The sequence below is a fragment of the Polaromonas sp. P2_G11 genome (genome assembly GCF_056403595.1).
Window position 1 is genome coordinate 132,324 of sequence record NZ_JBFUFE010000001.1, and the last position, 20,814, is coordinate 153,137.

A 20,814-nucleotide genomic window follows, 5' to 3' on the forward strand; every position below is an offset into this window, starting at 1 on the left:
GTGAGCACACACACCCAACTGATTGAGTCCCTGCGCCAGATCGTCGGCGCACCCAATGTCCTGATTGATGGCGACCTGACGCCCTGGGTACAGGACTGGCGCAGGCGTGAAACCGGCAAGGCCCTGGCCGTGGTGCGTCCTGGCTCCACGCCTGAAGTCGCGGCCGTGGTGAAAGCCTGCGCCGCAGCACGCGTGAGCATCGTGCCGCAAGGCGGCAATACCGGCATGGTGGTAGGGTCGACACCCGACGACACCGGCACGCAGGTCGTGCTCAGCCTGACGCGTATGAACAAGGTGCGCACGCTGGACGCCGGCAACCTGACCATCACGGTCGATGCCGGCTGCGTGTTGCAAAACCTGCAGGAAGCCTGCGAAAAAGCCGGCTTTCTGTTTCCCCTGAGCCTGGCCTCGGAGGGAAGCTGCACCATTGGCGGCAACCTCGGCACCAACGCCGGCGGCACCCAGGTCGTGCGCTACGGCAATACGCGCGACCTCTGCCTGGGGCTGGAAGTCGTGACCGCACAGGGTGAAATCTGGGACGGCCTCTCCGGCCTGCGAAAAGACAACACCGGCTACGACCTGCGCCACCTGTTCATCGGCAGCGAAGGCACGCTGGGCGTGATTACCGGCGCCATCATGAAGCTGTATCCCATGCCGAAATCCCAGCTCACCGCCTTTACGGCCGTGCCGTCGCTTGAGGCTGCCGTACAGCTGCTGGGCCTGGCGCATGAGCACCTGGGCTCCGGCCTGACCGGTTTCGAAGTCATGGGCCAGTTCGCACTGGGCCTGGTGGCCAGGCACTTCCCGCAACAGCGCGTGCCTTTCTGGCAGGAGCACGCCTGGTGCGTGGTTCTGGAGAACTCGGACAACGAATCCGAAGCCCATGCGCGTGAATGCTTCGAGCGACTCCTGGAAGCCGCCATGGAGGCCGGCTGCGTTGCCGACGCCGTGGTCGCCGAGAGCATGGCGCAAGCCCATGCGCTGTGGCACATCCGTGAAAGCATCCCGATGGCGCAGGCCGAAGAGGGCCTGAACATCAAGCACGACATCTCGATCAATGTGTCGCGCATTCCCGAGTTCGTGACTGAAACCAATGCGCTGCTGCTGGAGCGTTTTCCGGGTGCGCGCATGGTCGTCTATGGCCATTTGGGCGACGGCAACCTGCACTACAACGTGCAGGCGCCGGAGAATGAAGACCAGGCGCGTTTCCTGAACGAGCAGGAGACGCCGATGAATGCCCTGGTCTACGAAGCGGTGGACCGCTACCGGGGCTCGATCTCGGCCGAGCACGGCGTCGGCAGCCTCAAGGTCAACACGCTGCCCAAGCACAAATCACCCGTGGCACTGGACATGATGCGCGCCATCAAACAGGGCCTGGACCCTCATAACCTGATGAACCCGGGACGGGTGCTAAAGGCATAATTGAAGTCTTGGCCGCCCGCCGCCATGACGCGCCCCCGGCACCCCCTCTGACCTCTAGCCGACTGGTTTTTAATGACCCGCCCTATCCGCTCCCAATACGAAGATTTCATGCGCCATGTGGACACCCACGGCGCCTTCAAGGCCGACCGCACCGGCACCGGTACGAAAAGCGTCTTTGGCTACCAGATGCGGTTTGACCTCAACGAAGGTTTTCCGCTGGTGACCACGAAGAAGGTCCACCTCAAGTCCATCGTGCATGAGTTGCTGTGGTTTCTGCAGGGCTCGAGCGACAACAACTGGCTAAAGGCGCGCGGCGTCTCCATCTGGGACGAATGGGCGCGTGAAGACGGTGACCTGGGCCCGGTTTATGGCGTGCAATGGCGAAGCTGGCCAACGCCGGATGGCGGCCACATCGATCAGATCAGCGAAGTCATCAAGACGCTGAAGACCAACCCTGATTCGCGCCGCATCATCGTGAGCGCCTGGAACGTGGCCGACCTCTCCAAGATGGCGCTCATGCCCTGCCACGCGTTCTTCCAGTTTTATGTCGCACCTTCTGAAGTGCAAGGCCAGCCGGGCAAGCTCAGCTGCCAGCTCTACCAGCGAAGCGCCGACATCTTCCTGGGCGTGCCCTTCAACATTGCCAGCTATGCCCTCCTCACCCACATGGTGGCGCAGCAATGCGGCCTGGGTGTGGGCGATTTCATCTGGACCGGTGGCGACTGCCACATCTACAGCAACCACCACGAGCAGGTGGCATTGCAACTGAGCCGCAAGCCTTTTGCCTACCCCACGCTGCAGATCAAGCGCAAACCCGAATCGATCTTTGACTACCAGTTTGAAGATTTTGAATTTCTGGACTACCAGCACCATGACGCCATCAAGGCGCCGGTGGCGGTGTGACATCCGTGCAGGCCGGCGCTCCATCCGCAGCGTCGGCTTCCACATTCAATTCGCGGCAACGGTTTTCACTCACACTGCTGGCTCTGGCCTCGGAGCTGATCTTTGTGACGGTGGTCATCTTGCCGATCGCGCCCTTCGTGATGCTTCAGGCCGCCATTTGGGGACCCGGTTTTGCCGCAGTGTTTGGCTTCGCGGCCTTTCTCTTCCTGTGGTGGCTGGTCCAGCCCTCGCCCGGCACGGTTGGCCGGCACACCATTGGCCGTGAAGATGCACCCGCACTCTTTGAGATGGTGGACGGCTTGTGCACCGGCGCCGCGGCGCCGCGCATCCACCGCATCGTGCTGGACAACGAACTGAACGCGGCGGCTTATCAAACCGGCGGTTTCCTGTCGTTGTTTGGCAGCCGCCGCACTCTCATACTGGGTGTCCCCTTGCTGAAGATGCTGAACAAGGACGAAGTGAAAGCCGTCATCGCGCACGAGCTGGGGCACTTTTCCCGCAACCACGGGCGTCTGGGTCACTGGATCTACAGGGTGCGGGCCAAATGGGACCACTACCTTCACATGCAAGGCAACGACAGCTTCGTGGATGGGGGGCTGAAGGCCATCGCGTCCTGGTTTGTTCCCTACTTTGTCTCGCGATCATCCAGCTGGTCCCGTCAGTGTGAATTCGAGGCCGACGCCGTCGCAGCGCGGACTTCCTCAGCGCGCCACCTCACCGACGCTCTTGCCAGGCTGGAATTTATTTCTTTTCTTCTGGCCCGGAAACTGCCCACACAACTGAGCAGCCTGCGCATGCAATCGACGCAAGCGCCCGGCAACTTCTGGGGGCTGACATCCGATCTTGTCGAGGCCCATGGCAGCTTCATGCCGCAGGCGCTCGCGGAGGGAGCCAGCCGCCCACGGCGTGCGCAAGACACCCACCCGCCGCTGCATGAACGTGCGGCGGCGCTGGGCCTGCAGGTCGAGTCGCCTCCGCTTGAAACCTCGCCCTGTGCTGGAGACATGCTTCTGGGCAAAGAGTGGACCCGGTTCCTGACGGCCTGCAATGAGGATTGGCAGAAAACACGCAGGCCAACTGGCGATTCGACCACCTACGGATGCGGTGGCTGGTGGCCGGTGGGGTGCATGTGCTCTTCTCCGAACAAACACCCGCCCAGACCGAACTGGCGACGGCGATTGTGCAAGAGCAGTTGCAGAGCGACGACTCAAGCCTGGCCCTGCTGTCTGCAGCGGCAGCCCGCCATCCCGAAATGGCCATGGCCCGGTTCTACTTCGGCCTGGCGTTGCTCGAAAGAGGCGACAACGCCGGCGTCGAGGAATTGCGGCAATCGATCCGGCTGGACAAACGCATCGCCCTCGGGGCGCAGAACGTTATTTGCGGCTATCTCGCATCGCACGGCGACCCGAAGGCCGCACGTGAAGCCGTCATACGCCGCCGCTACACGCACAGGAGGCTGACGCCGCTGTATGAGCAGTTGTGGGAGGCCCTTCTGTGCCGCCCTGTACGCGCCATCGCACCCGGTGCGGTGCCGCTTCTGGCGGAGGTGCTGGCGGGTGAACCACTGACCGACGGCTGCTGGGCGGTGCAGCTGGACCTGCCCGACGCGGCGAACCTTTCCCACACCGTGAATATCCTCGTGGTGCGGATTGACCATGAGCAAGCCCATAAAACCGGCCTTGGCGAAGACGATCTTCGCGCGCGCTACCAGAACTACCTTCAGGCCGTCACACCGCCCGACCAGCTGGCGATGGTGAACACGGTCTATACCTCCGAGGCGCTCAATCCACGCCTGCTCAAGCAACTGCAGGCCGTTCCCGGCAGCGTCGTCATCGCGCCGGCCAGGCCCCTGAATCTGGATATCATCCGGATTGATTCCATCTGAACACCATGAAAATCCGCATGATCTTCGCCCGCGCCGCCAATGGCGTGATAGGCCGCGACAACACCATCCCCTGGCGCCTGCCGGAAGACATGGCGCGCTTAAAGCGCCTGACCACCGGCTGGCCGGTCATCATGGGCCGCAAGACCTGGGATTCGCTGCCGGTGAAATTCCGGCCGCTGCCGGGCCGCGCCAACATCGTCATCACGCGGCAGCCTGATTGGAAAGACACCGGTGCCTCGACGGCCGCGAGCCTGGCCGACGCGTTGGCGCTGTGTGCCTCGTCGGCCGAAGTTTGGATTCTGGGCGGCGCGCAAATCTACGCGCAGGCGATGCCGCTGGCCGAGCGCATCGAAGTCACCGAGATTGCCGAAGAGATTGAAGGCGACGCCTACGCGCCGACGCTGGGGCCCGAATGGCGGGTGGCCGCGCGTGAAGACCACGTGTCAGCCAACGGAATGAAGTTCAGCTTCATCACCTATCAAAAATAGACCTGTAATAACTCAAGCAACGCATAACAACACACAAAGGAACTGATATGTCAGGAGGCGGATTTCACGTACACGGGCCCCACGACCATGAGCTCGAGCATGCGGCGCAGGGGGGTCATGGCGGCCACGACAACGGCGGCATGATCGCGCAAATCGCGGTCATCACGGCCATCATTGCCACCATAGGCGCCATCTTTGCGTACATGGGCGGTGCCACGCAGGCCAATGCGGGCCTGTATAAAAACAACGCGGCCATCAAGAAGACGGAAGCTTCCAACCAGTGGAATTACTTCCAGTCGAAAAGCACCAAGCAGTCGCTGGCCGAACTCGCCCGCGACCTGGCGCCAGGGGACAAAAAAGCCGGCTACCAGGGCAAGGTAGACCGCTACGAAAAGGAAAAGAACGAGATCAAGGTGGTCGCCGACAAACTGGAAGCCGAGGCCACCACCTGGGACAAATCGTCCGATGAGCAGATGCACCAGCACCACCGCTGGGCGCAGGCTACCACGGTGCTGCAGGTGGCCATTGCCCTGGCGGCCATTGCGCTGCTGACCCGCAAGAAGTGGCTTGAATACGGCATGTTCGTCGTGGCCGGCGTGGGGCTGGTCATCGGCGTATTTGCCTTGCTACATATTTAATAGCTGCTGGCGCAGGTCCTTATTGGGCTGGAGCACTAAATCATGAAAATTTCCACCTGGAACGTCAACTCCCTCACTGCGCGGCTCGCGCATGTGCTGAACTGGCTTGCGGCCAATCCAGTCGATGTGTTGTGCCTGCAAGAGCTCAAGATGACGGACGACAAGTTCCCGCTGGAAGCGCTCAAGGCCGCCGGCTATGAGGCCGCCGCATTCGGCCAGAAAACCTACAACGGCGTGGCGATCCTTTCGCGCACGCCGCTGCGCGACGTGGTGAAAAATATTGTCGGTTTTGAGGACGAGCACTCACGCGTTATTGCCGCCACGGTGGACGGCCCTGCGGGCCCCATCCGGGTGCTGAACGGCTATTTCGTCAATGGGCAGGAGCCCGGCAGCGAAAAGTTCGCCTACAAGATGCGCTGGCTGGGAGGTCTGCAGGCTTATGTGCGCGCGGAGATGGCAGCCCACCCACAACTGGTGTTGCTGGGCGACTTCAACATCACACCGGAAGACCAGGATTCGTTCGACCCGGAGGGCTTGCGCGACACCATTCACCACACGAAGGAAGAGCGTGAGCATTTCCGCCAGCTGGTGGCGCTGGGCCTGACCGACAGTTTCCGCATGTTCGAGCAGCCGCCCAAAAGCTTTTCATGGTGGGACTACCGCATGCTCGGTTACCAGAAGAACCGTGGCCTGCGCATCGACCACATCCTGGTCAGCGACGCCCTGAAGCCGCAAGTCAAAGGCTGCACCATAGACCGCGTACCGCGCAAATGGGAAAAGCCCAGCGACCACGCGCCGGTGACCCTGGAATTGAGCTAACCCCCGTCCAGGCTCACTGCGTGTAGCCCGTTCCCCCCTTTCAGGGGGCGAGGCCAGCGGTCTGGCAAAGCCAGTCCCGCGGCCTCCGCTGGTGAAAATCCCCGCTGGTCACGCCACTGAACTCTTCAAGCCAGCATGAGCCGTGGAACCGGCTTTGCCGGGCCACAGGCGGGCGGCCCCCTCGGGGGGCAGCGACCCACACGCAGTGGGGGAGCGTGGGGGCTCCATCTACTCCAGATTGAGTTCCTGAATCTTGCGCGTGATAGTGTTGCGGCCTATGCCCAACTTTTGAGCCGCCTCAATGCGGCGCCCGCGTGTATTGACCAGTGCGGTCTGGATCAGCTTGGATTCAAAACGCCGGGTCAGCACATCCCACACGTCGCTGCGACCGGTCGCCAGCAACGCCAGAGCTTCTGCTTCAAGACCACTTTCCCAGCTCTGTTCAGGGCCAGAGACCGGCGGAACCGGTACGGCCGCTTCAGCCCCATGGCTGGCAGGAATTTTCTCCGCGGCGCCTGCCGACCACTCCACTTTGGCCACCCCAGCCTTCTCGGCAAAAACCGGGTTTCTGCCCGATTCGGGAACAATGCCCAGCACTTCGGGTGGAAGATCCTTGGGCTCAATCACCTGCGCCGGTGCCATAACGGTGAGCCAGTGGCAAATGTTTTCAAGCTGGCGCACATTGCCGGGGAAACCAAAGTTGCTGAGCTGCTGCAGCGCCGTGTCGGAAATCCGCTTGGGCTCCACACCGAGCTGCTTGGCGCTTTGCTGCAGGAAGTGGCGTGTCAGCATGAAGACATCCTCGCGCCGCTCGCGCAGTGCGGGCAGGCGCAGGCGGATCACGTTGAGGCGGTGGAACAAATCCTCGCGGAAGCCGCCTTCCTTGACGCGCTGCTCCAGGTCCTGGTGGGTAGCGGCGATCACACGCACGTTGGCCTTGACGGCGTTGTGCCCGCCGACGCGGTAGAAATGGCCGTCGCTCAGCACACGCAAAAGGCGCGTCTGCAAGTCAAACGGCATGTCGCCGATTTCATCGAGGAAGAGCGTACCGCCCTCAGCTTGTTCAAAGCGGCCGCGCCGCATGGTCTGCGCGCCGGTGAACGCGCCGCGCTCATGGCCGAACAGTTCGCTCTCCAACAAATCCTTGGGGATGGCCGCGGTATTAATGGCCACAAAGGGCCCGTTGGCGCGGGGCGAATGCTTGTGCAGCGCACGCGCCACCAATTCCTTGCCTGAACCGGACTCACCGGTGATCATCACAGTCACCATGCTCTGGCTCAGCCGTCCGATGGCGCGGAAAACGTCCTGCATGGCCGGCGCCTGGCCAAGCATTTCGGGCGCGGAGGCCATGCGCTCTTCAGCCACCTCTTCGCGCTGGCTTTCTTCCACTGCGCGGCGAATGAGTTCTACCGCCTTTGGCAGGTCAAACGGCTTGGGCAGGTATTCAAAGGCGCCGCCCTGGAAGGCGGACACCGCGCTGTCAAGGTCGGAGAACGCGGTCATGATGATGACTGGCAGGCCGGGGAGCTTTTCCTTGACCTTTTCGAGCAGATCCAGACCAGAGCCGCCCGGCATGCGTATGTCGCTCACAAGAATTTGCGGCCCTTCATCCTCCGTCGCGCTTTCCAGTGCGGCGAGAACTTCGCGGGGATTGGTGAAACTGCGCGTAGGAAGGTCCTCGCGGAGCAGGGCCTTTTCCAGAACAAACCGGATGGACTGGTCATCATCAACGATCCAGATCGGTTTCATGTAGTGCAGTCCCTTTTTTCGTGCTTTCAATGCAGGGCTTTCTGGAACCCTCTGCACGATCGCGTTATGTATCAATCATGGCTGAGAACACATTTCAAGGCAGCGGTATCAGCAGCTTGAAATCTGTACGGCCCGGCACACTGTCGCACTCAATCAAACCGTGGTGTTGCTGGACAAAGGTTTGCGCCAATGTCAGCCCCAGCCCCGAACCACCTTCCCGCCCGGATACCAGCGGATAGAAAATGCGGTCTTTGATGGAGTCCGGCACACCCGGTCCATTGTCGATAACATGCAATTCCAATGCCAAGCGATAGCGCTGCTTGCCAAAAGTTACCTGCCTGGCGATTCTTGTCCTGAAAGTGATGTGCGCATTGCCCGCCGCGACCCGTTCCGCCAAAGCCTGCGCGGCGTTGTGTGCGATGTTCAGCACCGCCTGAATGAGCTGTTCGCGGTCTCCGCGGAAATCAGGAATCGAGATGTCGTAGTCGCGCGTAACCCTCAAACCTTTTGGGAACTCCGCCAGGATCAAGGAGCGGACGCGCTCACACACTTCGTGAATATTGACATCGCCCACCAGATGCGGGCGGCGGTGCGGGGCCAGCAAACGGTCTACCAGCGTCTGCAGCCGGTCTGCCTCATGGATGATGACCTGGGTGTATTCGGTCAGGTCCTTGCCGATTTCCATCTGCAGCAATTGCGCAGCGCCGCGAATACCGCCCAGCGGGTTTTTGATCTCGTGGGCCAGGTTGCGGATCAACTCCTTATTGGCCTGCGCCTGGTCGATCAGGCGTTCTTCGCGCTCCTGCTTGGCTTGCTGCTCCAGCGGCAGCAGCTCCACAATCGCCTCACCCGGGGTGTCGGTTTGCGCCACCACCACATGCACGGGCAGCGGTTCGTGGTTCAGGCGCCTGAGCCACGCGTCGTAACGCAGGGCGGCAAATTCATTGCTGCCCGCACCCTCCAGCGCATTTTGCAAAATGAGCGGCTCGGTAAAGCAATCGGGGAGCTGTGAGCCTTCAATGGTCCGCCGCGAGGTGCCCAGCGCATCTTCCAGCGCGGCATTGGCAAACACCACGGTGCCGTTGGTACGCACCACTGCCACCAGCGTGGCCAGCAGGTCAAACGCCTGAAAGCGCGGGGGAAGTCCTTTGACCGGGACGGACGATAAAGCGACGCGGATGGAGGGCTTGTTCAAGCCGTCCATTTTCCTCCAGAAGCCGGCTTACTGGGACTTGCCGCGCTGGTTTAATTGGCGACGAGCGCAGCAGGCGGGGGGCCAGGCAGGCGGGAAATTTCGCGCTTCAGGCCGGCAATATCACTCTGGTTACGGGTGATGCTGTCCTTGAGCTCGGCCACGCGGTCCAGGTAACGCTGGTAGTTACGGCCTTCAATGCCCTGTTTCTCAGGTTCGCCGTTGTTGAATTCTTTTTGCTGCTCGGCCAGCTTGGCTTCGGCCTTTTTCAGTTCGGCCTCAAGGATGGCGCGCGAATCGTTGTCGCGGGCCCGCTGTTCGGGGCTGCCATCGGTGCGCGGGCCGCTAGAGCCTGCGGCCGCAGCCACGCGAACCGCGGCTTTGGGCACCGGCGTGCTCTGCATCACCGTCACATTGCCGCCGGACAACAGTTTGCAGCTCCGGGTTTGGGCGTCTTTTGTGTTGTTGATGTATTCAGGGGCCGCACCCCCGACTCCTGCACAGCGGTATACCTGCTGCGCCCATGCAGCATTCCCCGCGCCAGCCAGCAGCAACGACAAGGTAGAAAGCAATAAGGTGTGTTTCATAGGTACTCCCGATGCCCAATAAGGGCGAGGACGGTCTATCAGTATGCGGCAAAGGCGCCGAAATACAAAGCCAGCAAACCCACAACCGGCCGGGGCAATAAAAAAGGACGGCATCTGCCGTCCTTTTTTGACCACAAACTGTGTAAATAAACAGTAAGCGGTTGGGCTTTCGCCCCCCTGATTACAGGGAGTAGTACATCTCGAATTCGATGGGGTGGGTCGCCTGGCGCAGGCGGGTCACTTCACCCATCTTCAGTTCAATGTAGGCGTCAATCATGCTGTCGGTGAACACACCGCCCTTGGTCAGGAAGCTGCGGCCCACGTCAAGCGCGTCCAGCGCCTGGTCCAGGCTGTGGCAAACGGTTGGCACTTTTGCATCTTCCTCGGGTGGCAGATGGTACAGATCCTTGGTGGCGGCTTCGCCTGGGTGGATCTTGTTTTCCACGCCGTCCAGGCCGGCCATCATCAGGGCCGAGAAGCCCAGGTAAGGGTTCATCAGTGGATCGGGGAAACGCGCTTCGATACGGCGGCCCTTTGGATTGGCAACGTAAGGAATGCGGATCGATGCCGAACGATTTTTAGCCGAGTAAGCCAGCTTGACCGGCGCCTCATAGCCAGGAACCAGACGCTTGTAGCTGTTGGTGCCTGGGTTGGTGATGGCGTTCAGGGCACGTGCGTGCTTGATGATGCCGCCGATGTAGTACAGGGCGAAATCAGACAGGCCTGCATAGCCGTCACCGGCAAACAGGTTTTTGCCGTCTTTCCAGATGGACTGGTGAACGTGCATGCCGGAGCCGTTGTCGCCGACAACAGGCTTGGGCATGAAGGTGGCGGTTTTGCCGTAGGCGTTGGCCACGTTCTGCACGACGTATTTCAGGACCTGGGTCCAGTCGGCGCGCTGAACCAGCGTGCTGAAACGGGTACCGATTTCGTTCTGGCCGGCGCCGGCCACTTCGTGGTGGAACACTTCGACGGGGATGCCCAGCGATTCGAGGATCAGGGCCATCTCGGCGCGCATGTCTTGCGTGCTGTCGACAGGAGGCACGGGAAAGTAGCCGCCCTTGACGGTAGGACGGTGGCCGCGATTGCCGCCTTCGAGCTTGGCGCCGGAGTTCCAGGGTGCTTCGTATTCTTCGATCTTGAAGAAGGTGCCCGACATGTCAGTGTTCCAGCGCACGTCGTCAAAGATGAAGAACTCTGGCTCAGGGCCGAAGTAAGCGGTGTCGCCCAGGCCGGAAGCCTTGAGGTAAGCCTCTGCGCGCTGCGCGATGGAGCGCGGGTCGCGGTCATAGGCCTTGCCGTCGGCGGGCTCGAGCACGTCACAGCTCATGAACAGAGTGGTTTCTTCAAAGAACGGATCGATGTTGGCCGTCTTTGGGTCAGGCATCAGTTGCATGTCGGAGGCTTCAATGCCCTTCCAGCCGGCAATTGAGGAGCCGTCGAATGCATGGCCCGACGTGAATTTGTCTTCGTCAAAGTGGGACACGGGCACGGTCACGTGCTGTTCTTTGCCCCGGGTATCGGTAAAACGGAAGTCAACAAACTTGACCTCGTTTTCCTTGACCATTTTCATGACGTCTGCGACGGTCTTTGCCATCAAAATCTCCTGTTGCTGGATGGGTGGTTGAAAAATCTATTCGGGCTGTCGAATGCACTTTTTGTGCCACAGACATTGGCGCTTCAGTTTCCCGCCAAGCCCCGGATTGTGCCGTGATCTGGCTTCAGTTCCAGCCTTTGGCAGGCTGAAAATGCAAAAAACACCGGCCGACAACGAATGCACCATGATCGTGCATTAACATGGGCGCACAAGATTGGTGCAAAAAATCAACGCACCAACTCAGGGCCAAACTTCAGGTCAAATTTGTGCAGCCCGGCCAGCATGGCCGGATAGGCCAAATTGACCGCCTCGGGCGCGCCTTTGACGCCCAGTTCAATATGGCGGCCATATTCCGGGTGATCCACGCTGGGCAGGCTAAACACTTTCACTCCCGCATGGGCCGCTTCAATATCGAGCATCAGGGGCGTGAGCATGGCCTCCATGGACCCAAAAATGATCACCGACTTCTCGGTGTAAGGCGATTTTTGGTGCAGGTGGGCGTACTGGTTGTCGAGCACCCATTCAATCATCGGCCAGGCCATCACCGGGAAGCCGGGAACGAAGTGAACCGCCCCCTGCCCCGCCCGGCAGGTAAAGCCCGGAATCTTGTTGTACGGATTCGGAATAATCTCCGCGCCGACCGGAAACACGCCCATGTTCAGGCGGTGGATGTTGTCGTCGCGGTCAGGCTCGTAGGGTGTCCCCTGCTCTTTCGCCACATCCGCCATGCGTTCGAGGATCAGTGTTTTGGCCGTGGGATGCAGCGCAAGGTCAACGCCCAACGCTCTGGCGGCGCACTGCCGGGTGTGGTCGTCAGGTGTGGCCCCTATACCGCCGCAGGAGAACACCACGTCGCCGTTCTCATGCGCCGCTGCGAACGCGCGTGCCAGCGTGGCCGTGATACGCGCCGGATCGTCGCCGACGTAGTCGGCATAGGCCAGCTGCAAGCCGCGCGCACCCAGCAGTTCGATGGCTTTCGGCAGGTGTTTGTCGGCTCGTTTGCCGGAAAGGATTTCGTCGCCGACGATGATGAGGCCGAATTGTGGGGTCATGTTCAGGCTTGCCAGGTAATGGGTTCAGGGTTGTGATTCGGGCTTGCCGCCCAGCGAACCGAAGCTGGGCGCCGGCCCGGGGAGGGCATCGGGGGCCAGCTCATTTGCTATCGATTCAATAGCTGCTTGCGCAAGCGGGTCGGGCGCCAGGGCATTATTTTTCTTGCGAAGTTGTTCCAGGGCCGACAGCGTGTAGTGCGCAAACCAGAGCGAGGAAAACGCAAACACCAGGGTGTAGATCCAGATGGCCACCGGCACCAGGATGGGCGCCATGGCTACAAACATCGCGCCCGAGGCCCACAGCAGGCTGGGTGCCGCGCCCAGGTAGCCGCTGAACACACCGATCGCCAGCAGCGGCAGGCGATGTTCCTTGAATATCTGGCGCCGCTCTTCACTGCTGGCGTGGTCCACCATGGCGTCATAAGACATGACGCGGTAAGTCAGCCAGCCCCAGATCAGCGGGGGCAACACCAGGATCAGCGGGGGAATCAGCCAAAGCGGAATCGAAACGACCAGCGCCACCACGGCCAGCAAGGTCGAGCCCAGCGACCAGAACAAACTGGTGAACAGTGAACCGCCCCGTTTGCGCTCCATCTGGGGAAAGCGCCGTTCAGCCACCAGGGCCACCATGGCCGGTGTCATGAGCAGTGCCACGAAGAGCAACGCCACGATCACAATCACGGGGATCGCCAGGAACAGCAACAACGCCGGAGCCAGCACCGTGCGCAGGTCGCTCAGGCCGAGGCCCTCAAGCCAGCGCACCAGCGTGCCGACAAGCTCATAGCTTCCGATCTGCGACCGGATAGCTTCCACGGCATCGTTCCAGAAAAAAAATCCCAGGCCGAGCGAGATCACCACCATGATGATCAGCGGCAGGACGGACAACGCAATGACCCGCGGGTGCAGGCAATACATCGCGGCGCGCCAGAAGGCGTCTAGGAGTTTGCTCATGACCGACAGGATAACGCAGCCCCATGGCTACCGAAAACACGGCGGATGTCTTCAACCCAGCATGAGCCGCGGGACCGGCTTTGCCAGACCGCAGGCGGGCGGCCCCCTCGGGGGGGCAGCGCATTACACGAAGTGAAAAGCGTGGGGGCTCATGCTTCAGGCCCGGCCAAACAAGCGCTTGAGGCCCATCCATTGCTGCGACCAGAAACCTTTGCCGTAGTCGCGGTTGGCTTCGACCTGGTCGCGAATGCCCGTCGGGTCATAGCGCTGCTCAAAATTGACCGTGCGGAACAGCATGTCCCACCAAGGGAGCAGCACGCCGAAGTTGTGGCCCCCCAGCGTTTTGGGGCCATGGCTTTCGTGGCCAATGCCGATGCTGTGGTGCAAGCGGTGAAAGCGCGGGCTGATCCACAGGCGCTCGCCCACCTGCCCGAACCACATCCGCACATTGGCATGCTGAAAGCTTTCGCTGAGCTGGGTAAAGGCCACGATGGCGATGAACTGCCCCGGCGCCACGCCGATGAGCTGGGCCACCAGCACGACGATGGAGTCGACCAGGATGTCGTCCAGCAGGTGGTTGCGGTTGTCGCTCCACATCGTCATCTGCCGCTGCGCATGGTGCAGCGAATGCAGGCGCCACCACCACTCGATCTGGTGCTGGCCGCGATGCGTCCAGTACGCCACAAAGTCAAACACCACGAGGTAAATCGCGAAGCTGACGAGGGCGTTGTCCGTCACACCCGGCCAGAGCTGGTCTAAATGAAAAGTGCCGTAGCCGGCCGTGCGCAGCGCGCCAAACGCCTCGTCAAACCACGGGTCCAGCGTGAAAAACAGCGCGATGCGAAACAGGCCCAGCCGGTGGATCAGGGTGTAGAGCACATCGGTGCGTATGGTGGCCCGGTCCAGCACGGGCTCTACCGGCCGCCAGCGCTGCAGCGGGCCGACGATGGCCAGCAAGATCAGCACCTGGATCACGCCCACCATGAACCAGGCAGTGGCGTCGTAGCCGTCTTCCAGCAGGTTGCCCATGCCCAGCGCAAACATGGCCGGCTGCACGGCGGACTCAAACAGCCACTGCTGCGCCATTGAAAAGAGATCGCTGAACCAGTCCATGTGGCTTATTTTGAAGGCCTGGCAGGTGCCGGCGTGGCCTGCGACGCAATCCAGTCTTTGTACTGGGGATGTTCAGCCAGGGTCTTGAAGCAAAAGCCCCGCGACTGCAGGCCGGTGATGAGCGGCTCCAGCACGGCAGGCGCCCAGGGGTCCTTGCGCGACCAGATGCCCAGGTGGGCCAGCAGGATGTCGCCGGAGCGGATGTCGCGCAGCGCCTTCTTCAGCAGGAAATCATTGCCGAACCTCTCGCTGGCGAGCTCATCACCCAGGAAACCGGCGGGCGACCAGCCCACATGCTCAAAGCCGCAGGACTTGGCCGCTGCCAGCAGCGCGGGCGAAGTCTTGCCGCCCGGCGCGCGAAAGAGCGGCAGTGTTTTTTTTCCGGTGATTTCTTCGAGGCGCTTGCTGGACTTGCCGATTTCTTCGCAGTACTGCTTCGCCGTCCAGGTGAAGTCCTTGCCTTCCTGCGGGCCCGCAGAAGGCCGCATCCTGAACTGCACCGGTGTATCGGGTGCGCCGGGTACATCGCCCCGCCAGTAAACGTGGTCCCAGGTGTGCGAGGCAAATTCGTGGCCTTCACCCGCCCGCGCCTTCCACCAGCCAGCCCACTGTGTGCCCAGGCTGCCATCGCCGGTTTGCGTGCGCTCATTGGCGGCAAAAAAGGTGACCTTGACCTTGTGCCTGTTCAGCACGTCAGCCATCAGCGGCGCAACAGCCATGTGGCCAGTGTCCAGCGTCAGGTAAACGGGTTTGCAGGCCGCTTCGGCCGGCTGCGGCGCGTTTTGTGCGGATTTTTGTGCATTGTTTTTGCCTGTAGCCCATACAGGATGAGCGCAAGCAGCTACAAAAACGATAGCAAGCATCGTCTGCAACAGACCAGCCGTAGCGGCGGTCGGCGGGGACTTTTCAAGCAAGCCGGGGCCGCGGAACCGGCTTCGCCGGGCCGCAGGCGCAGCGGCCCCCCCGGGGGGCAGCGACCCACACGAAGTGGGGGAGCGTGGGGGCCTATCTAGCGGCGTGGTCAAGCGTCCAGACGCCATGGGGGCTCTTTCCAACATTGACCTGCCGGACGATCTTGTGGCTTGCCACGTCGATCACCGTGAGCTTGCGTGCCCAGCGCGATGTGACCAGTATCTGCTTGCCGTCGCGGCTCACGTCGATACAGTCAGGGCCGCCCGGCGCGGGGTAGTTGTCTACCACTTCCAGGGTCTGCAGGTCGATCTTGCTGATGCTGTTGGCCACGCGGTTGCTGACCAGCACATGGCGTTTGTCGCCGAAGGCGCGGAACGCGTGCGCTCCGGCACCGGTCTTGATGACCTTGGTGCGCTGCGGTTGCGCTCCGCTCACGTCATACACCTCGACGGCGTCGCCGCCGGTCAGGCCCACCAGCAGGTGCTTGTCGTCGGCTGTGCCATACACGTCGGCCGGTATGGATCCGGTCTTGACGCGCCACTTGATGGACTGGCTGGGCAGGTCGATGGCGATCAGCTCGTCACTGTCCTGCATGGTCGAATAAACCGTGGTGCTTTTGGTGTCTATCCACAGATGGCTCGGTGTCCGGCCGGTGGCCACGCGCCTGGCCAGCGTGATGTCCTTGCCGTCCCACTTGTAGATGTCGATGTGGTTGAGGCGGTTGGCGGCCGTGACAAACCATTTCATGTCGGGAGAAAAGCGCAATTGGTAGGGGTCGATGATGCCGCGCACCGTGCGCTGCACTTCAGCGGTTTTCGGGTCGATGAAGGTGAGCGAGTCCGACAGCGCGTTGGCAACAATCACCGACTTTTCATCGGGCGTGAGGTACAGGTGATGCGGCTGCTTGCCGGTGGCAATGCGTCTGGTTTCCGTCCAGGTGGCCGGGTTGATCACGCTGACACTGTCTTCGAGCGAGTTCAGCACAAAAACAGGCGTTGTGATTCCCGAAAGTGCGGCACCAGCGGCGGCCGTCTGGGCAAAGGCGGTGGAGCATGCCAAACCGGCAAGGGCAAGCAGCCAGGCGGCGGCAAAACGGACGAAAACATTCACAAAAACGGTCTTTCTACGTGCAACCGGCTAGTGTACCGGGCGTCAGCGATGGCAAATGCGTAAAGGTGCCCAAAAGTCCTCTGCGGCCCCTTTTCCCAACGCCAGATTCGCCCAATCGTTTACATCCTTTACGATGCAACGATGAATTTGATGGAGATCAACGGCGCGCGCCTGGAGGTCAGGCACATCGCCGGGCGCGTCGACCTCGCTCCGGTGGTTTTCCTGCATGAAGGCCTGGGCTCGGTCAGCCTCTGGACGCAGCGCGGCCTGGACTGGCCCCAGGCGGTGTGCACGGCAACCGGACGGGCGGGTATTGTGTATTCGCGACGCGGCTACGGGCAGTCAGAGCCCGTACCAAACGTACGCGGCGAACCGGCAGAGCAGAACGGCCAATGCACCGGCCGCCTGCTGCCCGACTACATGCACCGCGAGGCCTGGGAGGTGTTGCCCGCGCTGCTGGGTATGCTGCGGGTTGAAAACCCCGTGTTGCTCGGCCATTCCGACGGCGCAAGCATCGCCCTGCTCCACGCCAGCCGCCATCCGGTTTCGGCCTGCATCGCGATGGCGCCACACGTGCTGGTCGAAGACATCGCGGTGCAGGCGATCGCCCAAGCGACTGCTGCATTCGAGTCTGGCGGCCTGCGCGAGCGCCTGGCTCGTTACCACGCTGATGTGGACGTCGCTTTCTGGCAATGGAACGATGTCTGGCTGTCGCCGGCCTTTCGCAGCTTTGACATCCGGCCGGACTGCGCGCGCATTGCGGCCCCGCTGCTGCTCATCCAGGGGCTTGAGGATGAGTACGGCAGCATGCGGCAGCTGGACGAGATTGCACTGGCAGCACCCCATGCCCGGCAACTGAGACTGGCCGCCTGCGGGCACTCACCCCAGCGCGATCAGCCTGAAAAAACGGTTGAAGCGATCGCTGACTTTCTCAAAGACATCGATTGAGCCGTTTGGTAGTCGCTACGTTTTTCATAGCTGCTTGCGCTCGTCCCTATTGGTTTACAGGCCGATTTCATTTAAAAACAAGGCCTGAACCGTCATTTCAACGCGACGCAGGTGCTGCTCAAGCCTCTTTGACTTCGATGTGGTACGTCGCCCAGGGACACCAGGCAAAGCGCGCCGGCAGCGGCTTGGCAGCCATGTCGGGAAAGCGGTCCGCGTCATACACCGCCCAAAGCGGTCCCAGCCCGCCCAGCGCCATGGGTTGGCCGTCCAGATGGGTGGCAACGATGAAGCGGTATTTGCCAGCCTCGGTGGCGGTGACCTGGGCTGCGTAGCCGTCCACGGCGCGCAGGAAAAGCGTCGTCTTGTCGGTCAACTTCACGCCGGCAGCTTTCATGACATCGGCCAGCAAGGGGCCTTTCAGGGTGTGCGGCTTGCTGTCGTATTCCAGCGTCGGCTTGATGGTGACGGCCGGCAGCGCCGTGAGTGCGGCAAAGTCAAAGACATGGGCCTTGTCGAACTGGATTTTCTGCTTGCCCATCATCTGGTCGAGCACCGGGTCGAAGGCGCCGCGGTTGCCCCCACCGATCAGCCCGCTGACGGTCAACAGGATCGGGCCTCGCGACGCCTTGGGCGCGTGTTGCGCCAAGGCCAGCGACGGTGCGGCCACGGCACCGATTGCGGCGGCATTCAGGAATTGACGACGTGGGTTCATGTTTCCTCCGGGTTTGCTTTTTGCGAAGCTGGCAGCGTAACCGCTTGCCGCCGCGTCTGGATCAGGTTTTTTACCGGTTTCAGGGGGTTTTGACCGAAGGCGCTGAAATGCTGGCCATGTCCTGCGCCGTGAGCCAACGCCATTCGCCGGGTTTCAGGTCAGGCGGCAAATCCAGCGAACCAATGCGTGAACGGTGCAGGCCACCCACGTCCTCGACCCGGTTGCCCACCGCGGCAATCATGCGCTTGACCTGGTGGTATTTGCCTTCGGTAAGCGTCAGGCTGAGCTGGTTCTCGCCGGTCTTTTCGCAGCTTGCCGCACGAACGGGCTTGGGGTCGTCGTCCAGCACCACGCCGGCCAGCAGCCTGGCGACCTGCTTGTCGTCGACCGGGTGCTTGGCCCTCACCTCATAAACCTTGGGCACATGGTGCTTGGGCGAGCTCATGCGGTGGATGAACTTGCCGTCGTCCGACAGCAGCAAGAGGCCGGTCGTGTCCTGGTCCAGCCGGCCCACCGCCTGCACGCCGGCCGCTGCGCCACCGCCGCGCTGACGGATCGGCGCCGGTAGCAGGGTGTAGATGCTGGGGTAGGTGCTGGGCTTTTGCGAGCATTCGTAGCCCGCCGGTTTGTGCAGCATCAGGTAGGCTTTCTCGTGGTACTCCCAGGCCACGCCCTGCACCGTAAAGTGCAGCCCCTCTGCTATAAATTCCATAGCTGGTTCCGCACAAGGGACGCCCGCTACAGCCACAAAACCCTGTTGAACCAGCCCCGCGCACACGCGCCGCGTGCCAAAGCCCTGAGAGAAGAGAATTTCTTGAAGTTGCATGCTTGCCATGGGACCTATTGTCGCCGGGAGGCAGCGACGGGCAGGCAGCCGGGGAAACCGCAGGCCGAATGGCCAGAATTGCCACTTTGGCCGTTTCGAGCCACACCGGCCAGCTGTGCGCGCGTTTTCAGCCATGGCCTCCCCAAGTCAAGCCAGATCGCCCTGCCTGTTGACTGCGGTCAAGCGATTCCAGGGGCCGGCGTCCTATGATCTTTTTCGGAAAACGGTCAAAAAACAGACAACGGCAGAGAGACGGCGAAAGAGACTCATGGAATTTGAAATACCGGAATCCCTGGCCAACACCTTGCTGGGGATGATCAACGCGGAGTCGCCGCTGGCCCGGCGCCTGAGCGAGCACGGCATGTCGCGCGGCAAACGCGTGGTACCCAGCCGCCTTTTTGACCTCACCACGCTGAATACGCTGTACGGCCTGTGCCGGGCGGCCAACGAGCGCGAGTTGATGTTTCAAATGCTGGCGCTGGACAACATCCACGCCGCGCCGGCTGCGCGCAAGATCCCGAGCCTGGAGCAGCTGATTCCGGGCCTGATCGCCTGGCTATCGCGCGACATGATCGATGGCTGGCTTTACAAACGCGGCAAAGACGGCGTGCTGCTGCCCTGGTTGGTGCATTCGATGCGCTATGTGCAGCCCACCGACGGCTCGGCCTACGTGGTCATCGGCCTTCTGGCCAACACCGTGCAGGCCGCTGGGCGCGAGCCCATCACCGACCCGCGCATGCGGCGCACCGGTATGACCTACGGCATCAGTTTTTATGCTGACGACATCGAGAACCACACCATCCCCGAACTGATGACCGGCGACGGTTTCTACAAGGAATGTGCCGAGTTCAAGGCCGAATACGAAGCGCACGCCAAACGCTTCATGCAATTGCAGCCGAAGTTCGGCGCGCAGTTCACCATCTCGGGCGCGGCCTGGATGTCGGACGACAGCCCCCGGCCGCAACTGGAATGCCGGCGGCTGCAGGCCGGCACCAACGCGCGCTGCGTGAACGACGAGGAGTTGCTGGAGCGGCAGTTCGACACCACGGCCGACGCGACCTTCTGGCGCAAAAGCGGCATCGCCGAGGGCTTTGAGCGGGTGCCGCTGCACTGCTACCTGCATCTCTTTCACCTGGATTGGCATCGCAATCTGTGGGTGCATGTGCAGAACGTGCGTGAGTACCGCTACAAGCCGCAGCTGCGCGACAAGCTGGTGCTGCCGCAGGCGCACCGCGACCTGATCGACATCCTCACGGCCGACCGCAACTTCCTGATGGAAGACATCGTCGAGGGCAAATCTGGCGGCACCACCATCTTGTGCAAGGGCGCACCGGGCCTGGGCAAAACGCTGACGGCCGAGGTGTACGCCGAGGTGGTGGGCAAGCCGCTGTACCGCGTGCATTCAGGCCAGCTCGGCGTGACGGCCGGCTCGGTTGAAGCCAATCTGTCGAAGATTTTGCAGCGTGCGGCCCGCTGGGATTCGGTGTTGCTGCTGGACGAGGCCGATGTCTACATCCGCCGACGCGACAACGACCTGCAGCACAACGCCATCGTGGCCGAGTTTTTGCGCACGCTCGAGTACTTCAACGGCCTGCTCTTCATGACGACCAATCGCGTGGCCGATATTGACGATGCCATTTTGTCGCGCTGCATTGCCATCATCCAGTTCGAGACGCCGACGAAAGAGAAGGCCGCGCAACTGTGGAAGTCGCTGGGGCAGCAGTTCAACGCCGAGTTGCCCGACGAGTTGGTCGCCAAGCTGACCGTGACCTACGCCGCCGCCAGCGGGCGCGATATCAAGGAGTTGCTCAAGTTGACTTCGAAGTTCTGCAAGGGCAAAAGCGAGCCGCTAAGCGAAGACGCGTTTGCGCAGTGCGCGGCTTTTCGCTGCATCGGTCAGACACCTTAAA

The 20,814-nt window shown here is 61.7% G+C and carries 19 protein-coding genes and 1 pseudogene; 9 read left to right on the forward strand and 11 right to left on the reverse strand.

From position 1 onward, the window contains the following. The 7 genes and pseudogenes from AC1DWQ_RS00685 (at window position 1) to xth (ending at window position 6,155) form a co-directional block, all read left to right on the forward strand. Window positions 1-1,422, forward strand: coding sequence for an FAD-binding oxidoreductase (locus tag AC1DWQ_RS00685; RefSeq protein ID WP_477667920.1), 1,422 nt, complete (start codon window positions 1-3; stop codon window positions 1,420-1,422). Window positions 1,423-1,494: 72 nt separating this feature from the next. After that, window positions 1,495-2,325 (forward strand): thymidylate synthase, encoded by an 831-nt coding sequence (locus AC1DWQ_RS00690; protein WP_477667921.1) that lies wholly within the window; start codon window positions 1,495-1,497, stop codon window positions 2,323-2,325. A gap of 287 nt (window positions 2,326-2,612) precedes the next feature. Further along, window positions 2,613-3,218: pseudogene (locus AC1DWQ_RS00695) on the forward strand (M48 family metallopeptidase); the annotation flags it as partial. A gap of 161 nt (window positions 3,219-3,379) precedes the next feature. Beyond that, window positions 3,380-4,210 carry a hypothetical protein gene (locus tag AC1DWQ_RS00700; protein WP_477668939.1) on the forward strand — a complete coding sequence of 277 codons (831 nt, stop codon included), beginning with the start codon at window positions 3,380-3,382 and terminating at the stop codon, window positions 4,208-4,210. Window positions 4,211-4,215: 5 nt separating this feature from the next. Then, window positions 4,216-4,698: a dihydrofolate reductase gene (locus AC1DWQ_RS00705; RefSeq protein ID WP_477667922.1), complete on the forward strand. Its 483-nt coding sequence runs from the start codon at window positions 4,216-4,218 to the stop codon at window positions 4,696-4,698. Window positions 4,699-4,745: 47 nt separating this feature from the next. Beyond that, window positions 4,746-5,336: a DUF4337 domain-containing protein gene (locus AC1DWQ_RS00710; protein WP_477667923.1), complete on the forward strand. Its 591-nt coding sequence runs from the start codon at window positions 4,746-4,748 to the stop codon at window positions 5,334-5,336. Between the two features lie 42 nt (window positions 5,337-5,378). Next, window positions 5,379-6,155: an exodeoxyribonuclease III gene (gene xth / locus AC1DWQ_RS00715; RefSeq protein WP_477667924.1), complete on the forward strand. Its 777-nt coding sequence runs from the start codon at window positions 5,379-5,381 to the stop codon at window positions 6,153-6,155. A gap of 228 nt (window positions 6,156-6,383) precedes the next feature. On the opposite strand, the gene ntrC is transcribed toward xth, so the two are convergent. The 9 genes from ntrC to AC1DWQ_RS00760 form a co-directional block, all read right to left on the reverse strand. Beyond that, entirely contained in the window at window positions 6,384-7,904 is a 1,521-nt protein-coding gene (gene ntrC / locus AC1DWQ_RS00720) for a nitrogen regulation protein NR(I) (RefSeq protein WP_477667925.1), read from the reverse strand. A 94-nt stretch (window positions 7,905-7,998) separates the two neighbouring features. Next, window positions 7,999-9,108 carry a nitrogen regulation protein NR(II) gene (gene glnL, locus AC1DWQ_RS00725; protein WP_477667926.1) on the reverse strand — a complete coding sequence of 370 codons (1,110 nt, stop codon included), beginning with the start codon at window positions 9,106-9,108 and terminating at the stop codon, window positions 7,999-8,001. A gap of 41 nt (window positions 9,109-9,149) precedes the next feature. Beyond that, window positions 9,150-9,683, reverse strand: coding sequence for a hypothetical protein (locus AC1DWQ_RS00730; RefSeq protein ID WP_477667927.1), 534 nt, complete (start codon window positions 9,681-9,683; stop codon window positions 9,150-9,152). Between the two features lie 181 nt (window positions 9,684-9,864). Next, window positions 9,865-11,280, reverse strand: a complete 1,416-nt coding sequence (glnA, locus tag AC1DWQ_RS00735) for a type I glutamate--ammonia ligase (protein WP_431097519.1) — start codon at window positions 11,278-11,280, stop codon at window positions 9,865-9,867. 227 nt (window positions 11,281-11,507) lie between these two features. Further along, complete coding sequence (locus AC1DWQ_RS00740) at window positions 11,508-12,332, reverse strand: competence/damage-inducible protein A (protein ID WP_477667928.1); 825 nt, start codon at window positions 12,330-12,332, stop codon at window positions 11,508-11,510. A 24-nt stretch (window positions 12,333-12,356) separates the two neighbouring features. Then, window positions 12,357-13,283 (reverse strand): EI24 domain-containing protein, encoded by a 927-nt coding sequence (locus AC1DWQ_RS00745; protein WP_477667929.1) that lies wholly within the window; start codon window positions 13,281-13,283, stop codon window positions 12,357-12,359. A gap of 156 nt (window positions 13,284-13,439) precedes the next feature. Continuing rightward, on the reverse strand, window positions 13,440-14,396 hold the full coding sequence (locus AC1DWQ_RS00750; protein ID WP_477667930.1) for a sterol desaturase family protein: 957 nt from the start codon (window positions 14,394-14,396) through the stop codon (window positions 13,440-13,442). A gap of 5 nt (window positions 14,397-14,401) precedes the next feature. Further along, window positions 14,402-15,259, reverse strand: coding sequence for a polysaccharide deacetylase family protein (locus tag AC1DWQ_RS00755; RefSeq protein ID WP_477667931.1), 858 nt, complete (start codon window positions 15,257-15,259; stop codon window positions 14,402-14,404). Window positions 15,260-15,401: 142 nt separating this feature from the next. Then, window positions 15,402-16,418 carry a YVTN family beta-propeller repeat protein gene (locus AC1DWQ_RS00760; RefSeq protein ID WP_477667932.1) on the reverse strand — a complete coding sequence of 339 codons (1,017 nt, stop codon included), beginning with the start codon at window positions 16,416-16,418 and terminating at the stop codon, window positions 15,402-15,404. A gap of 141 nt (window positions 16,419-16,559) precedes the next feature. Between AC1DWQ_RS00760 and AC1DWQ_RS00765 the strand changes: the two genes are divergently transcribed. Next, window positions 16,560-17,366 (forward strand): alpha/beta fold hydrolase, encoded by an 807-nt coding sequence (locus AC1DWQ_RS00765; RefSeq protein ID WP_477667933.1) that lies wholly within the window; start codon window positions 16,560-16,562, stop codon window positions 17,364-17,366. Between the two features lie 118 nt (window positions 17,367-17,484). Here AC1DWQ_RS00765 and AC1DWQ_RS00770 read toward each other — a convergent pair whose 3' ends face one another. Then, window positions 17,485-18,078, reverse strand: a complete 594-nt coding sequence (locus AC1DWQ_RS00770) for a putative pterin-binding protein (protein ID WP_457280071.1) — start codon at window positions 18,076-18,078, stop codon at window positions 17,485-17,487. Between the two features lie 79 nt (window positions 18,079-18,157). Next, a complete protein-coding gene (locus tag AC1DWQ_RS00775; RefSeq protein ID WP_477667934.1) occupies window positions 18,158-18,904 on the reverse strand; it encodes a pseudouridine synthase in 747 nt (248 codons plus the stop codon). A gap of 268 nt (window positions 18,905-19,172) precedes the next feature. Between AC1DWQ_RS00775 and AC1DWQ_RS00780 the strand changes: the two genes are divergently transcribed. Next, window positions 19,173-20,813, forward strand: a complete 1,641-nt coding sequence (locus tag AC1DWQ_RS00780) for an AAA family ATPase (RefSeq protein WP_477667935.1) — start codon at window positions 19,173-19,175, stop codon at window positions 20,811-20,813. Window position 20,814: the final 1 nt, after the last annotated feature.

Excerpts from the sequence above, each read along its gene's own strand:
- AC1DWQ_RS00690 (WP_477667921.1), top strand. The coding sequence starts at position 1,495 with ATGACCCGCCCTATCCGCTCCCAATACGAAGATTTCATGCGCCATGTG.
- AC1DWQ_RS00705 (WP_477667922.1), top strand. The coding sequence starts at position 4,216 with ATGAAAATCCGCATGATCTTCGCCCGCGCCGCCAATGGCGTGATAGGC.
- AC1DWQ_RS00710 (WP_477667923.1), top strand. The coding sequence starts at position 4,746 with ATGTCAGGAGGCGGATTTCACGTACACGGGCCCCACGACCATGAGCTC.
- xth (WP_477667924.1), top strand. The coding sequence starts at position 5,379 with ATGAAAATTTCCACCTGGAACGTCAACTCCCTCACTGCGCGGCTCGCG.
- ntrC (WP_477667925.1), bottom strand. The coding sequence starts at position 7,904 with ATGAAACCGATCTGGATCGTTGATGATGACCAGTCCATCCGGTTTGTT.
- glnL (WP_477667926.1), bottom strand. The coding sequence starts at position 9,108 with ATGGACGGCTTGAACAAGCCCTCCATCCGCGTCGCTTTATCGTCCGTC.
- AC1DWQ_RS00730 (WP_477667927.1), bottom strand. The coding sequence starts at position 9,683 with ATGAAACACACCTTATTGCTTTCTACCTTGTCGTTGCTGCTGGCTGGC.
- glnA (WP_431097519.1), bottom strand. The coding sequence starts at position 11,280 with ATGGCAAAGACCGTCGCAGACGTCATGAAAATGGTCAAGGAAAACGAG.
- AC1DWQ_RS00740 (WP_477667928.1), bottom strand. The coding sequence starts at position 12,332 with ATGACCCCACAATTCGGCCTCATCATCGTCGGCGACGAAATCCTTTCC.
- AC1DWQ_RS00745 (WP_477667929.1), bottom strand. The coding sequence starts at position 13,283 with ATGAGCAAACTCCTAGACGCCTTCTGGCGCGCCGCGATGTATTGCCTG.
- AC1DWQ_RS00750 (WP_477667930.1), bottom strand. The coding sequence starts at position 14,396 with ATGGACTGGTTCAGCGATCTCTTTTCAATGGCGCAGCAGTGGCTGTTT.
- AC1DWQ_RS00755 (WP_477667931.1), bottom strand. The coding sequence starts at position 15,259 with ATGCTTGCTATCGTTTTTGTAGCTGCTTGCGCTCATCCTGTATGGGCT.
- AC1DWQ_RS00765 (WP_477667933.1), top strand. The coding sequence starts at position 16,560 with ATGAATTTGATGGAGATCAACGGCGCGCGCCTGGAGGTCAGGCACATC.
- AC1DWQ_RS00770 (WP_457280071.1), bottom strand. The coding sequence starts at position 18,078 with ATGAACCCACGTCGTCAATTCCTGAATGCCGCCGCAATCGGTGCCGTG.
- AC1DWQ_RS00775 (WP_477667934.1), bottom strand. The coding sequence starts at position 18,904 with ATGCAACTTCAAGAAATTCTCTTCTCTCAGGGCTTTGGCACGCGGCGC.
- AC1DWQ_RS00780 (WP_477667935.1), top strand. The coding sequence starts at position 19,173 with ATGGAATTTGAAATACCGGAATCCCTGGCCAACACCTTGCTGGGGATG.